General features: G+C 64.2%; 11 protein-coding genes. 4 read left to right on the top strand and 7 right to left on the bottom strand.

All coding sequences use genetic code 11. The features are described 5' to 3' along the window. Window positions 1-47: 47 nt before the first annotated feature. Window positions 48-2,396 (bottom strand): heavy metal translocating P-type ATPase, encoded by a 2,349-nt coding sequence (locus tag ACX82Z_RS04935; protein WP_459586892.1) that lies wholly within the window; start codon window positions 2,394-2,396, stop codon window positions 48-50. Window positions 2,397-2,431: 35 nt separating this feature from the next. Beyond that, the gene (locus ACX82Z_RS04930) at window positions 2,432-3,820 is read right to left on the bottom strand and encodes a mercuric reductase (RefSeq protein ID WP_459586891.1); all 1,389 of its coding nucleotides are present in this window, start codon (window positions 3,818-3,820) and stop codon (window positions 2,432-2,434) included. Window positions 3,821-4,113: 293 nt separating this feature from the next. Here ACX82Z_RS04930 and ACX82Z_RS04925 point away from each other — a divergent pair, with 293 nt between their 5' ends. Continuing rightward, window positions 4,114-4,893, top strand: a complete 780-nt coding sequence (locus ACX82Z_RS04925) for an acetoin reductase (RefSeq protein WP_459586890.1) — start codon at window positions 4,114-4,116, stop codon at window positions 4,891-4,893. A 255-nt stretch (window positions 4,894-5,148) separates the two neighbouring features. Here the strand turns inward: ACX82Z_RS04925 and ACX82Z_RS04920 are convergent, their stop codons facing one another. The 3 genes from ACX82Z_RS04920 to ACX82Z_RS04910 all read right to left on the bottom strand — a co-directional run bounded on the left by ACX82Z_RS04920 (window position 5,149) and on the right by ACX82Z_RS04910 (window position 9,558). Continuing rightward, window positions 5,149-7,095 carry a heavy metal translocating P-type ATPase gene (locus tag ACX82Z_RS04920; protein WP_459586889.1) on the bottom strand — a complete coding sequence of 649 codons (1,947 nt, stop codon included), beginning with the start codon at window positions 7,093-7,095 and terminating at the stop codon, window positions 5,149-5,151. A gap of 120 nt (window positions 7,096-7,215) precedes the next feature. Continuing rightward, on the bottom strand, window positions 7,216-8,436 hold the full coding sequence (gene chrA / locus ACX82Z_RS04915) for a chromate efflux transporter (protein WP_459586887.1): 1,221 nt from the start codon (window positions 8,434-8,436) through the stop codon (window positions 7,216-7,218). 198 nt (window positions 8,437-8,634) lie between these two features. After that, window positions 8,635-9,558 carry a LysR family transcriptional regulator gene (locus ACX82Z_RS04910; RefSeq protein WP_459586886.1) on the bottom strand — a complete coding sequence of 308 codons (924 nt, stop codon included), beginning with the start codon at window positions 9,556-9,558 and terminating at the stop codon, window positions 8,635-8,637. Between the two features lie 169 nt (window positions 9,559-9,727). Here ACX82Z_RS04910 and ACX82Z_RS04905 point away from each other — a divergent pair, with 169 nt between their 5' ends. After that, entirely contained in the window at window positions 9,728-10,309 is a 582-nt protein-coding gene (locus ACX82Z_RS04905) for a TetR/AcrR family transcriptional regulator (RefSeq protein ID WP_459586885.1), read from the top strand. 232 nt (window positions 10,310-10,541) lie between these two features. Beyond that, complete coding sequence (locus ACX82Z_RS04900) at window positions 10,542-11,150, top strand: formylglycine-generating enzyme family protein (RefSeq protein WP_459586884.1); 609 nt, start codon at window positions 10,542-10,544, stop codon at window positions 11,148-11,150. Between the two features lie 34 nt (window positions 11,151-11,184). On the opposite strand, the gene ACX82Z_RS04895 is transcribed toward ACX82Z_RS04900, so the two are convergent. After that, window positions 11,185-12,390 (bottom strand): NnrS family protein, encoded by a 1,206-nt coding sequence (locus ACX82Z_RS04895; RefSeq protein ID WP_459586883.1) that lies wholly within the window; start codon window positions 12,388-12,390, stop codon window positions 11,185-11,187. Between the two features lie 72 nt (window positions 12,391-12,462). Further along, window positions 12,463-12,903, bottom strand: a complete 441-nt coding sequence (locus tag ACX82Z_RS04890; RefSeq protein ID WP_024849405.1) for a pseudoazurin — start codon at window positions 12,901-12,903, stop codon at window positions 12,463-12,465. Between the two features lie 119 nt (window positions 12,904-13,022). Here ACX82Z_RS04890 and ACX82Z_RS04885 point away from each other — a divergent pair, with 119 nt between their 5' ends. After that, window positions 13,023-13,727, top strand: coding sequence for a Crp/Fnr family transcriptional regulator (locus ACX82Z_RS04885; RefSeq protein WP_459586882.1), 705 nt, complete (start codon window positions 13,023-13,025; stop codon window positions 13,725-13,727). The last annotated feature ends 1 nt before the right edge of the window (window position 13,728 follow it).

The following is a 13,728-nucleotide window of genomic DNA, read 5'->3' as shown; positions in this document are numbered from 1 at the left end:
CCTCGCCTACGATTGACGCCAGGGCGTCAGTCGCGTCAGCGTTTCAGTCACAGTTTCAGTCCCCGCAACCGCAGCGCGTTGGCAATGACGCTGACCGACGACAGCGACATGGCGGCAGCCGCGATGATCGGTGACAGGAGCAGGCCGAAAGAAGGGTAAAGCACGCCTGCGGCAACCGGGATACCGGCGGCATTGTAGATGAAGGCGAAGAACAGGTTCTGGCGGATATTCGCCATCGTCGCCTCGGATAACCGCCGCGCCTTGACGATCCCCATCAGATCGCCCTTGAGCAGGGTGACGCCGGCGCTTTCGATGGCGACATCGGTGCCCGAGCCCATGGCGATGCCGACATCGGCGGCCGCCAGCGCCGGCGCGTCATTGACGCCGTCGCCCGCCATCGCCACCACTCGACCTTCCGCCTTGAGCCGGCTCACCACGGCGCTCTTTGCATCCGGCAGCACGTCGGCCTCGACCTCGTCGATGCCCAGTTGACGCGCGACGGCTTCGGCAGTGGTTTTATTGTCGCCGGTCAGCATGACGATGCGGATGCCTTCGCCATGCAGCGCGTTCAACGCCTCCTGCGTCGTCGCCTTGACCGGATCGGCAATGGCGAAGATGCCGCCCGCTTTACCCTCGATTCCGATATAGATCGCCGTCGCGCCATCGTGGCGCAAGGCGTCCGCCCGTTCGGCAAGGGCCGACGCATCGACACCATGCTCCTTGAGGAACGCCGCATTGCCGAGCACGATCGCCTTGCCCTCGACGGTGCCGAGGGCGCCCTTGCCGAGCGGAGAGTCGAAATCCACCACGGGCGGGACTTCGATACCCTTCTTCTCTGCCGCTTCCACGATCGCCAGCGCCAGCGGATGTTCCGACGCCTTCTCGACGCCGGCGGCAAGCCGCAGGATTTCCGCTTCCTCGAAGCCGTTTGCCGCAACCACCGCCGTCACCGACGGCCTGCCCTCGGTGAGTGTGCCGGTCTTGTCGACGACGAGCGTGTCGACCTTTTCCATATGTTCGAGCGCCTGGGCGTTCTTGATCAGGACGCCGGCGCTGGCGCCCTTGCCCACGCCGACCATGATCGACATGGGTGTCGCCAGCCCCAGGGCGCAGGGACAGGCGATGATCAGCACCGAAACGGCCACGACCAGCCCATAGGCAAAGCGCGGCTCCGGCCCCCAGATGCCCCAGACGATGAAGGCGAGAATAGCAATGACGATAACCAACGGCACGAACCAGCCCGAGACCTGATCGGCCATGCGCTGGATCGGCGCGCGCGAGCGTTGCGCATCGGCCACCATCTGGACGATGCGCGACAGCATCGTGTCGCGGCCGACCTTTTCGGCGCGGATCACCAGCGCGCCGGTCTGGTTCAACGTGCCGCCGATGACCTGATCGCCCACAGTGCGGGTGACGGGCATGGATTCGCCGGTCACCATCGCCTCGTCGAGCGAGGAACGTCCGTCCTCGACCACGCCATCGACCGGCACGGTCTCACCGGGTCGCACGCGCAACCTGTCGCCGAGGATAACGTGCTCGACCGGAACGTCTTCCTCCGCGCCATCGTCACTGACGCGCCGCGCCGTTTTCGGCGCCAGATCGAGAAGCGCCCTGATCGCGCCCGATGTTTGTTCGCGGGCGCGCAGTTCCAGCACCTGGCCGAGCAGCACCAGAACGGTGATGACCGCCGCCGCCTCGAAATAGACCGCGACCGTGCCATCTTCCGCGCGAAAGGCGGCGGGGAAAATGCCCGGCGCAAGGACGGCGACGATGCTGTAGGCGAAGGCGACGCCGGTGCCCATGGCGATCAGGGTGAACATGTTGAGGCTGCGATTGACCAGCGACACCCATGCGCGTTCGAAGAACGGCCATCCGCACCACAAAACCACCGGCGTCGCCAGAACGAGCTGAATCCAGATCGATATCCGCATTGGCACCAGATGATGCAGTGCGGGAATAAGGTGGCTACCCATTTCGAGCACGAAGACCGGAGCGGCGAGGACCAGCCCGATCCAGAAGCGCCGTGTCATGTCGGCGAGTTCCGGGCTGGGGCCGGTATCGGCGGTCACCACCAGCGGCTCCAGCGCCATGCCGCAGATCGGGCAGCTTCCCGGCCCCTCCTGCCGGATCTCGGGATGCATCGGACAAGTCCAGATCGCGCCTTCGGGCGCGTCCGGAGCGGGCGACGCTTCCCCTGCAAGATATCGGGCCGGGTCCGCCTTGAATTTCGCCTTGCAGGAAGCCGAGCAGAAATAGTGGGTGTGGCCCTCGTGGGTCAGATGATGTTCCGTCGTCTGCGGATCGACCTCCATGCCACAGACGGGGTCCTTCACAAGATGCGCATGACCCGAATGGTCATGATCATGCGAATGGTGCCGATGCTCGTGTTCGTTCATTCTCTAACCCGCCGCCTCACCTGAACCTTCGAAACTCATCTTCCCTCGACCTTGCCGAACAGCGCATTCAGCCCCTCGGCCATCGTCGGGTGCGCAAGAATGGCGTCGCACAGAACACCGTAGGGCAACCCGCCGAGCATGGCCGCCTGCACCACGGCCATCACTTCCCCGGCCTCCGAGCCGATCATGGTAAAGCCTGCGATCCGATCCTGCAGATCGACCAGCGCCTTCATGAAGCCTGCGGTTTGCGAGGTCGTCCGCGTCCGCAGCACCGCCTTCATCGGCAGTTTCGCAACGCGCATATCCATTCCATTGGCCCGCGCTTCCGCTTCGCTCATGCCGATGCGGGCAAGCGGCGGGTCGATGAACATGCAATAGGGTATCAGCCGCCCGGTGGTCGTTCTGTCTCCACCGCCGAGATTGTCGCGGATAATTCGGAAATCATCGAGCGATGCGTGGGTGAATTGCGGACTTCCCGCGCATTCTCCGATGGCCCAGACGTCCCTTGCAGTTGTCTCCAGTCGATCGTTCACCTTGATGGTGCCGCGATCCGTCAGCGCAATGCCTGCCTCTTCAAGCCCTATGCCTTGCGTGTTGGGGGTGCGGCCGGCCGCGATCAGAATCTCGGTGCCCTCGATCACTTTCGAACCGTCCGGCGTCCGAATGGTGGCGCGCACGCTTTCGCCCGACCGGCCCTCCACCTTCTCGACTTCAGCCGACAAAAGCACCTCCATGCCTTCCGCCTCCAGAATCCGCCGGACTTCCTCGGAAACATCCTCATCCTCGCGCTTCAGCAGTCGTGGCCCACGGTCCACAATGGTGACGCGGCCGCCGAAACGCCGGTAGGCCTGCGCGAGTTCAAGGCCGACATAGCCGCCGCCGAGCACGATCAGATGTGCCGGCATCCGGTCCAGTTCGAGCGCTTCGATATGGGTGAGCGGTCCGGCTTCGGCGAGCCCTGGAATGGACGGAATGGTTGCATGTGTTCCAAGATTGAGAAACAGCTTTTCAGCGACGAGCAGCCGCGTCCCGCCGTCGTTCAAGGCAATCTCGATCGTTTCTGGTCCGATGAGGCGGGCGTTGCCCATGATGAGTTCCGCACCCGTTGCCTCGTAGCGTTCGAGATGAAACGCAACCAGACCCTCGACCATGGCGCGCTTGCGCGCCACGACCGTCTTCATGTCGACCAAGACAGGGCCGGATGCAACGCCGTACTCCGCGGCGTGAGCAACGGCATGAGCAATACCCGCGCTCCATATCTCGTTCTTGCTGGGCAGGCAGTTGATGTTGGGGCACGAGCCGCCGATCCAGCGCCGCTCGATGACAGCTACCTTCTGGCCGGCTTGCGCCATATGCCAGGCGAGGTATTTCCCGCCCTCGCCACTGCCGATCACGACAGCGTCGTAGCGTTCCGCTTCCGTCATCAACTACGCATCCTTCTGCAACACCGCCCCTACCCACGCGATGAAAATATGCCACCCGGCCATATATGCGGGATCATGTCATACTCTTGCGGGGTCGAACAATTACTGTTGCTTTTGCGGGCGACCCCTTGAGGTGGCCTTACTGCCAGTTTCGGCGCCGTCGCATCATTTCCGGGCCACGGCCTTGAAATGGACCGGGATCATCGAATGTAGTCGGTTCTGCTCCAGCTGTATTGCCCGAAAGGGAACATGCAGGCTGCACAGGATTGGCCAACTTTCTGTAGGAGAAAATCATGTCGTTGAATGGCAAAGTCATTTTGGTAACCGGCGCTGGCCAGGGGATCGGGCGCGGCATTGCGCTGCGGCTTGCAAAGGAAGGCGCCGACCTCGCGCTGGCCGATGTCAAGGCTGACAAGCTCGACTCCGTTCGCAAGGAAGTCGAAGCGCTCGGACGCAAGGCCACCACCGTCATCGCCGATGTCAGCAAGCGCGACGAAGTCTACGCCGCTATCGACCATGCGGAAAAGCAACTCGGCGGATTCGACGTCATCGTCAACAATGCCGGCATCGCTCAGGTCAAGCCGATCGCCGACGTCACGCCCGAGGACATGGACCTGATCTTCCGCATCAATGTCGACGGCGTGCTCTGGGGTATCCAGGCGGCTGCGAAGAAATTCAAGGATCGCGGACAGAAAGGCAAGATCATCAATGCCTGCTCGATTGCCGGACATGACGGCTTCGCCATGCTTGGCGTCTATTCGGCGACCAAGTTCGCCGTGCGGGCGCTAACGCAAGCCTCCGCCAAGGAATATGCCAGCGCGGGCATCACGGTGAACGCCTACTGCCCCGGCATCGTCGGCACTGACATGTGGGTGGAGATCGACGAGCGCTTTTCCGAGATCACCGGAACGCCGAAGGGCGAAACTTACAAGAAGTATGTTGAAGGCATCGCTTTGGGTCGCGCGCAGACGCCGGAGGACGTGGCAGCGTTGGTCGCCTTCCTCGCGGGCGCCGATTCCGACTACATCACGGGACAGTCGATCCTGACCGATGGCGGTATCGTCTACCGATAAGGCCGCCTGCCAAATCGCGAACGTTCAGAAGCGCCCGCACCGGGAAACGGCCTTGTGAGAATTTCTCCCTCCAGCGGAATGATTCCGTCTGGAAGAGCCGCCTTTGTCGAGAGAATTGTCCTCTTGTTGCTTGGCATGGCCATCGCCGCCTTCGGCCGCCATTCACACCACAGGTTCTTAACCGGCAATCAACACCTGCTGAAGAGCGGTCGGTTCCTCATCTACGCGGGTTTCGGGGGGATTGCCGTCATCCGGTCAACCCCCTGACTGGTATGAAGGCTCTACAGGGCCGGCGTCGGGTTGGCGTCGCAGTGAGGTCGCACTGCGCGCCCGGATCGGGTCGGCGAGCAGCCTGAGGCCGTTCAGCACCACCAGCACCGTGCCGCCTTCGTGTCCGACGACCGCGAGCGGCAGCGGCAGGGCGAAGAACAGGCTCGAGGCGACCAGAAGCAGCATCATGCCGATGGCGAAAATCAGATTCTGACGGATGATCCGGCGGGTGCGGCGCGCCAACCGATGCGCCGCGGCAAGGCGGGCCATGTCCTCCGACAACAGCGCGACATCGGCTGCCTGCAAGGCGACGTCGCTGCCCGCTGCGCCCATGGCGATGCCGACATCGGCCCGCGCCAGCGCGGCGGCGTCGTTCACCCCGTCGCCGACAAAGGCCACCTTTCCATTCTTCGCCAGTTCGCCCACCAGCCGGACCTTGTCTTCAGGCAGCAGATCGGCATGGACATCCTTTGCCTCCAGTCCGAGTTCCGCGGCGATCCGCAAGCCGACAGGGCGCCGGTCGCCGGTCATCATGGCGATAGTGCCCACCCCAGCCGTCCTGAGCGCAGCCAGTCCGGCGGCCGAGGTCTCGCGCGGGCGGTCGGCCACGGTGAGCGCACCATAGACCCGATCTCCCCGCCCCAGCCACACCACGGTCTGGCTGCCGTCCGTCAGCTGCGCAAATTCGGGTGCGTCGAGCGATGCACCCATGCGCGCGGCCATGCGCGGATTGCCGGCCCAGAGCGGGCCCACGGCATCCTCCCCCGTAATTCCCTCACTGGGCACGGTTTCCACATCGCGCACCTCGGCGGCGGTTATGCCTTTTTCGTCGATGTGGCGGCGGATCGCATCGGCAATTGGATGTTCGGAATGCGCCTCGAGACCGGCGATCAATGACAGGAACCGCTCTTCGGGTTCATGCGTCACAATTTGCTTCACCTCGGCCTTGCCTGTGGTCAGCGTACCGGTCTTGTCGAAGGCGAAGATATCGACCTCGGCCAGCGTCTCCAGCGCCGCGCCGCCCTTGAACAGAACACCCCCGCGTGCGGCCGCCGCCAATGCCGAGAGGATCGCGGCCGGGACCGATATCACAATCGCGCAGGGGCTGGCCGCGACCAGCAGCGTTGCGGCGCGATAAAGCGCATCCTGCATTGTCCAGCCGAGTGCGAGGAATATAACGAGAGCCAGTATCGCGCCGGCCAGCACCGCGATGGTATAGCGCTGGCCGAACCAGGCGCTGAACCGTTCGGAAGGAGCGCGCGCGGCCTGAGCCTCGGTCACCAGTTCGATCATTCGCGCCACGGTGCTTTCCGCGACCGGGCGGGTGACGCGCACCACCAGCACGGCGTTGAGGTTCACCGTGGCCTCAAACACCTTAGCACCGCGACTTTTGCCGACCGGCATCGATTCGCCGGTGATCGTCGCCTCATCGAGCGAGCCTTCCCCTTCCGCCACCTCGCCATCGGCCGGCACACGCGCACCGGGGCGCAGCACCACCAGGTCGCCGGCCACGAGATCGCCCACCGAAACTTCCGTGATGGTGCCGTCAGGAGCGCGCCTGAGCGCGGTGTCGGGACGCAGCGCCATCAGCGCCTCGACGGCATGGCGTGCCCGGCCCATCGCCCGCTGCTCCAACGTGGTCGAGAGGCTGAACAGCGTCAGCAGCACCGCCCCTTCGAGCGCAGCACCCACCGCGGCGGCGGCAAGGGCGGCCACGATCATCAGAAGATCGATGTCGAGAATCCGCTCGCAGAGCGACATCAGGGCCCGGACCCCGGTCGGCACACCACCGGCCAGATAGACCAGCACGAGACCGACCGGTCCCCAAAGACCGGGGATCAAGAAGGCATCGACAGTCGCAAGCGCCATCCCGGCAAGCGTGATGCCGGTCAATGCTGTCATGAAGCGGTCGGAAGAAAGGTCGATTTGCAATTTGTGTTCCTGGCTGTGCCGCGACGGCGGCAGTGGCTGGGGGAGACCGGCGATGATGCGCCGGATGGGCTGGCGTTACATTCCCGGTCGATCAGGCTCCTGGTCGCTATTCTTTTTCCATTACGACATTGAGCTTACCTCCAGGATCGCGCCGCCGGCAGCCGCAATCAACACCACGAGCGATGGCGGGAATTTCCAGCTCATCAGGGCCACGAAGCAGGTCAGCGCCAGCGCAAAGTCACGGGGCGAACCGACCGAGCTGGTCCAGAGCGGATCGTAGAGCGCGGCGCCCAGAATGCCGACCACCGCGGCATTGGCCCCTGCCATCGGCGCCCGCACGCCGGAGCGTGCGCGCAGCGTGTTCCAGAACGGCAGCGCGCCGACAAGCAGCAGGAAGCCCGGCAGGAAGATCGCAAAAAGGGCAAGCGTCGCGCCGGCGATCCCGTTCGGGCCGGGTTCGAGCAGCATGCCGAGATAGCCGGCGAAGGTGAAGAGCGGCCCCGGCACCGCCTGGGCCGCGCCATAGCCGGCCAGGAACGCATCGGGCGTGACCCAGCCCGGGCGAACCACTTCGGCTTCCAGCAAAGGCAAGACCACATGGCCGCCGCCAAATACCAGCGCACCAGCGCGATAGAAGGCGTCGATCACCGCCAGGCCCTGCGCGGGAAATAGCATCACAGCTAGCGGCAGGCCGAAGATCAGGATGAAGAACAGGGCCAGCGCGATTATTCCCGCCTGCCGCGAAACCGGGAAATGCAGCGCTTCACCCGGCGCTCCCGCCGTGTCCCGGCAAAGCCAGAGCCCGGCGAGCCCACCGAGCAGGATTGCACCCAGCTGACCCGTGGCTCCCCCGATCAGCACCGCCATCAATACGGCGGCGAGCGCGATCGTCTGGCGTGAGCGGTCGGGACAAAGCGTGCGCGCCATCCCGCAGACCGCCTGCGCCACGATGGCCACCGCGACCAGTTTCAACCCGTGCAGCACCCCGATGCCGAGCGGGCCTGAAAACGCCCCCGCTCCGAGCGCGAACAGCATCAACAGCAGGGCGGAAGGCAAGGTAAAACCAAGCCAAGCGGCCAGCGCACCCGCCGGCCCGGCACGCTGCAAGCCCAGAGCGAAGCCGACCTGGCTGGATGCTGGCCCTGGAAGGAACTGGCTCAGCGCGACCAGATCGGCATAGGCACGATCGTCGATCCAGCCGCGCCGGGCAACGAATTCCTCGCGGAAATAGCCCAGATACGCGATCGGCCCACCGAAGGAGGTCAGGCCCAGTTTCAGGAAGGCGGCCAGAACCTCGCCGGGCGTTCCTTGTCGTCGGCTTTGGGCCACGGCATTCAGCATGTCATTGGCGGGGATGATCTCTCCGTAATGTTCGCAATGCAGGGCTCGCGAGGCGCCTCGGGCAGGCGCATGCGATCGCTGCCCCTATATTGGGACAATGGGACAGGCAGGTGACTGCGAAAGCACGCGCCTCGTCGTTCCATCGGCATCGCAAGTTGCGTCCATGGGACCGCACCCTGCAGGAGAGATAAGGATGAATCATGCCATGCCCGTCCGGAGACGGCCCGCCTGCGGACGACGGCCCTCCAGAAGGTCGGCGTCGGTGGCGAGCGCATCAGCCATGAAATCCATGAATGCACGGATACGGGCGGTGTTGCGCAGGTCCTCATGGGTCAGCAGCCACAGATCGAGCCGGAAATCTTCCGGAAACAAGGCGATGCGGACAAGATCGGGCGCGCGGTCGGCTACGGCGCAGGGCAGCGGCGCAAGACCGATTCCGGCCCTCGCCGCAGCAATGGCGGCCGCGATCGAATTGGTGCGGTAGATCGGTTGCACTCCGGGCAGCCAATCGGCCAACTGATGGCCGATCGCTCCATGTGACCGGCCGAAGCCGATCCAGTCGTTGCTTGCAAGATCGTCATCGAGCCTCCGGGTGGCACGGTCTGCCGAAGCATAGGCTCCGAAGGCCAGCCGGCCGACGCGCCGGCCGACCAATGTTTCCTGCGGCGTGTTGCCGATGCGCAGTGCGACATCGGCCTCGCGTCGGGTCAGGTCCAGGGGAGTGTCCGAAACGATCACTTCCAATTCGATCCCTGGCTGCGCTGCATGGAAGGCCGCCAGATGCGGCGGCAATAACCCGATCGCCAGCATATCGATAGCTGTGATGCGGATAAGCCCGCTCAGGCGCTGGTCCTGTCCGGTCACCTGACGCGACAGGGCGATAATTTCCTCGTCGATCCGGACGGCGGTCTCCTGCATGGCCTCTCCGGCGCCCGTCAGCGCATAGCCGTCCGGCAAGCGCTCAAAGAGCCGGACGCCCAGACGTTCCTCGAAGGCGCCGAGACGGCGAAACACAGTCGAGTGCGTTACGCCAAGGCTGCGCGCTGCGCCAGACAGCGTGCCCGCCCGGGCCACAGCGAGAAAGAAGCGCAGATCGTCCCAGTTCTGGTTCTGTGCATCCATAAAGGATCACCCCTTCCAAGCCTGCTCCCATTGCCGGCAGCATATCGCCATCTTGCCGGCAACACCGCGCGTTCGTTCTGCCCCGTCAGAGAAGCTTGACCACGATCATTGCTTCACATAAGTATGTGACTACTCACTTACTAGGTGTCTTATGCGAAAATCCGCGGAATTGCGCAAGGCCGAAATCGTCGCGGCCGTCCTCGACCTGGCCGACCGGATCGGGCCGGATCGGGTGACAACAGGTGCTGCCGCAGCCGCTGTTGGCGTAAGCCAGGCGGCCCTGTTCCGGCATTTCCCCACCAAGGCCGCGATGTGGCTTGCCGTGGCGGATCATGTGGCCGGGGAACTGGCAATAGCCTGGCAACGGGCCATGACTGGGACTGATGGCCCCATCGACCGGGTCACGGCGCTGGTGGGCGCGCAACTGGGGCAGATTGTTTCCACACCGGCGCTGCCGATGCTGCTGCTGTTCTCGCGCGAGCTGAATGTCGGCAATGAGGATTTGCGCGCGGCCTTTCGAGGCCTGCTGATGAAGTTTCAGGGGCTGATCGTGGCCGAACTGGCGCGCGGTCAAGCAGCCGGTTCCCTGCGCCGGGAAGTCGCCCCTGAGGACGCCGCCGTGCTTCTGACCTCGCTGGTGCAAGGCATGGCGATCCGCTGGTCGCTCGGCGCGCGCAACTTTTCCCTGATCGAGGAAGGGACCCGACTCCTTGACGTGCAATTGCGGCTTCTGGCCGCGAAGGAGGATTAGGCCATGGGGCGTCGGTGGATGTTCGGTGCGGCGGCGGTTCTGGTGCTGGGCGCGGGGGTGCTGTTCCTCACCGAGCGGCCGCTCACGGTCAGCGTGGTGCAACCAGAGCAGGATGTGGCCCTGCGCATCTACGGCCTTGGCTCGGTCGAGGCGCGGATCCTCAGCCGGGTCGGGTTCGAGGTTGGGGCTGCCCTGACCGCGCTGATCCGGGACAGCGGAATACGATGCCTGCGTGACAGATGGTGGATGCAGGCATCAGGACGGCCCCACCCCTGCCGCGGTGGACCTGCCCGTCACCGGCATCAACTACGCGGATGCGACTGCCTATGCCGCGTGGCTGTCGGAGCGGACAGGCGATGACTGGCGGTTGCCGAGCGACGAGGAATGGTCGTTCGCCGCTGCCGAACGTTTCGGCGACGACGCGCTCGGGCTGGTGGACGATGATGGTTCGAACCCGGCGACGCGGTGGCTTGCCGCCTATCGCAGCCGCAGCGCACCGGACAGGAGCGTTGCTGTCAGGCCTCGCGGTCATTTCGGACAGAACAGCAAGGGGCTTCACGACGTGTCCGGCAGCGTGTGGGAATGGACCACGACCTGCTATGCCAGAAACAGGACAGACGCGGCAGGGCGGCACGCCGAAGCCACCGAGAACTGCGGTGTGCGTGTCATGGGCGGCAGGCACCGCAGCTACATGAGCTTCTTCATCAGCGACGGCAAGAGCGGGGGCTGCGCTGCCGGCATGGCGCCCGACAATCTCGGCTTCCGTCTGGTACGCGATGCAAAGCCCGGCCGGGCCGTAGCATTCGTAAGGCGTCTTCTGAACAGATCGACGGCCGGGTGATCCCGGCCGCAGTCACTTGGAGCTGCCTCTGCGCTCAGGCGGGTGCACGGCCGGGTTGGCGCTTTGCGACGCGGTGCCGCGTCAGCGCGCCAGCATAACACAGCACGAACCCCGCAAACGCCAGAACCCAAAACGTTGCGGCAGCGTGCAACAGCCATGTCGAACCAGGCATCAGGGCGGCGGCGAAGCGGAACGGCGTCGCCAGCACAATGGCGCAGAAGACCAAGACGGTTCCGCCGCCCGCATGAAGTTTACGTCCCGTATGGCCGAGCGTCGCGCGCGCCATCACCGCGAGTGTCATGGCGCCGATGGCACCGATGCCGAAGACGTGGATGCCCGCGACCGGCGGCAGGAGCGTGCTGTCGAGTGCCGCCAGCCCGGATATCAGCAACCCTGCCGGAACGAACAGATAGGCGACGTGGAGGATCAGCAACAACGGTTCCGACGCCGTGCGCCAGCCCGCCCAACGGCTCAGCCGCACGGCATTGAGGATGGCCGCAACGACCAGCAGCACGCCGCTCACCCATGCTTCGGGGCTGATGATCCAGCCAAGAAGCGCGATGGTGGAAACGACGATGACGGCGCCGTCGAAGCGGTTGAACGGAACCGGCAGACGACCCGGGTTTTCCCGAATCAGCCAGTTGCGGGTGAAGCTTGGAATGATGCGCCCACCGATGACCATGATGAGCACGAGGCCGGCAGCGAGGGCGAGATTGCGCGATGTTTCCGTGAGCCCGAAGAACCGTGCTTCGAGGTGGAAAAAGACATTGGCCGCGAACAGCGCGGTTACCGGGAGCAGAACCAGAAGATTGCGCCAGTTGCGGCCGGCGACGATCTCGATCAGCGCCGACACGGCCACAGCCAGCAGGAACGCGCTGTCGAGCACCATGGCGGCTGCCCAGCCGAGGTCTGCAGAGAACCAGACGGCAATCCGTCCTGCAAGCCACAATGCCACGAGGCCCGCCAAAGGCGCGCCGCGCACAGGCAGGCGACCGGTCCAGTTCGGAATTGCGGTGAGCAGGAACCCGGTCACGACGGCGGCAAGATAGCCGAACAGAAGCTCATGCGCATGCCAGTCGACGGGTGAAAGCAGGCTTCTCGTCTCCAGTCGGCCTGCAAGCATCGGCAGCCAGATGAGGATCGCCAGCGCTGCCCAGATGCTCCCAAATAGAAAGAACGGCCTGAAGCCATAGGACAGCAATGCGGGATAGGCCTCCCGTCGCGGCTGCGAAGATACCATGTCGACTGGTCCTGTCTTAAAGAGAACCGGGCGGGACACCCCTGCCCGCCCGGTCAAACTGCCGTCACGCCGTCAGTTCGCAGGCACAGCCGCGAGAAGCTGCTCGAAATGGGTCTTCGCCTTGCCTGGATGCTTGACCGCTTTCGCTTCCTCGAGATTGTTCGGTGCGCCGACCGCGATCAGCATCACCATGCCCATGCCGTAGTGCGGCGTGCATTTGACGCCGTAGACGCCTTCAGCCGTCACGTCGTACACGATCTCCTCGTTGATCTTGCCCTTGAAGGCGACAGCCCCTTCGGGAATCATGCCGTTGATGGTTTCGGCATTATGGGACTTGTGCGTCGGCACGAAGCGGATGGTGTCGCCGGGCTCGGCCTGAACGAAGTCCGGCTCGAACACCATGGCGCCCTTCGCGCCCTTGTTGAGCATCATGACTTCATGCTCGGCTGCGTAAGCTGTTCCCGTGAAGGCGACCGCTGTCGCGAGCGCAATCATTGCCAAGGTCCTGTTCATCATGCCGTCCTTTCCTGTGACAGTCTGATTTGTCTTCGGGACCAGTTCTACGCCCTGTGCGAATCCGCTTCATTGCGCTATCGCAAATGCAGGGCATCAAAATCCTGGGGAGGCCCCACTTGAACAGACTCGACCGTTCGCTGATTGCCGGGCTTCCCGCATTCGAGGGCCTGACGGCCGAAACGCTCGACACCGTGCTGGCGAGCGCGCGCTCGCTGCGGATCGAAAAGGACACTGCCGTCTTCGAACAGGATGAAGAGGCAAGCTCGTTCTTCATCCTGCTCGATGGCCGAGTCCGCGTCGTTAAACTGACGCCGGACGGTCAGCAGGTCATCGTTCGCTATATCGTCCCGGGCGAACTGCTTGGCATCGCGCAGGCGATTGGCCGCTCGACCTATCCGGCCAGCGCAATTGCAGTGACCGATTGCGTGGTGTTGGCCTGGCCGAGCAAGCTGTGGTCCGAGTTCGCGACCGCCCATCCGGGATTTGGGATGAACACCTACAAAACCGTCGGTACGCGGCTACAGGACGTCCAGACACAGGTGGTGGAAATGGCGACCGAGCAGGTCGAGCGGCGCGTAGCGCACGCCCTTCTCCGCCTCGTGCAGCAGTCGGGACGCAAGACCGACGAAGGACTGTTGATCGATTTTCCGATCTCGCGGCAGGACATCGCGGAAATGACCGGCACGACGCTGCACACCGTCAGTCGCCTGCTCTCCGCCTGGGAGGAAAAGGGGCTTGTCAAAAGCGGCCGTCAGCAGGTCACCGTAACCCAGCCGCACCGCCTGATGCTGCTGGCAGATGGACGTGTCGAGCGGGAATGAG

This window comes from Aliihoeflea sp. PC F10.4, from assembly GCF_054612275.1.
Note: the sequence above shows the minus strand (reverse complement) of the source record. Positions and strands in the feature narration are given on the sequence as shown.

Excerpts from the sequence above, each read along its gene's own strand:
- ACX82Z_RS04935 (WP_459586892.1), bottom strand. The coding sequence starts at position 2,396 with ATGAACGAACACGAGCATCGGCACCATTCGCATGATCATGACCATTCG.
- ACX82Z_RS04930 (WP_459586891.1), bottom strand. The coding sequence starts at position 3,820 with ATGACGGAAGCGGAACGCTACGACGCTGTCGTGATCGGCAGTGGCGAG.
- ACX82Z_RS04925 (WP_459586890.1), top strand. The coding sequence starts at position 4,114 with ATGTCGTTGAATGGCAAAGTCATTTTGGTAACCGGCGCTGGCCAGGGG.
- chrA (WP_459586887.1), bottom strand. The coding sequence starts at position 8,436 with ATGCTGAATGCCGTGGCCCAAAGCCGACGACAAGGAACGCCCGGCGAG.
- ACX82Z_RS04910 (WP_459586886.1), bottom strand. The coding sequence starts at position 9,558 with ATGGATGCACAGAACCAGAACTGGGACGATCTGCGCTTCTTTCTCGCT.
- ACX82Z_RS04895 (WP_459586883.1), bottom strand. The coding sequence starts at position 12,390 with ATGGTATCTTCGCAGCCGCGACGGGAGGCCTATCCCGCATTGCTGTCC.
- ACX82Z_RS04890 (WP_024849405.1), bottom strand. The coding sequence starts at position 12,903 with ATGAACAGGACCTTGGCAATGATTGCGCTCGCGACAGCGGTCGCCTTC.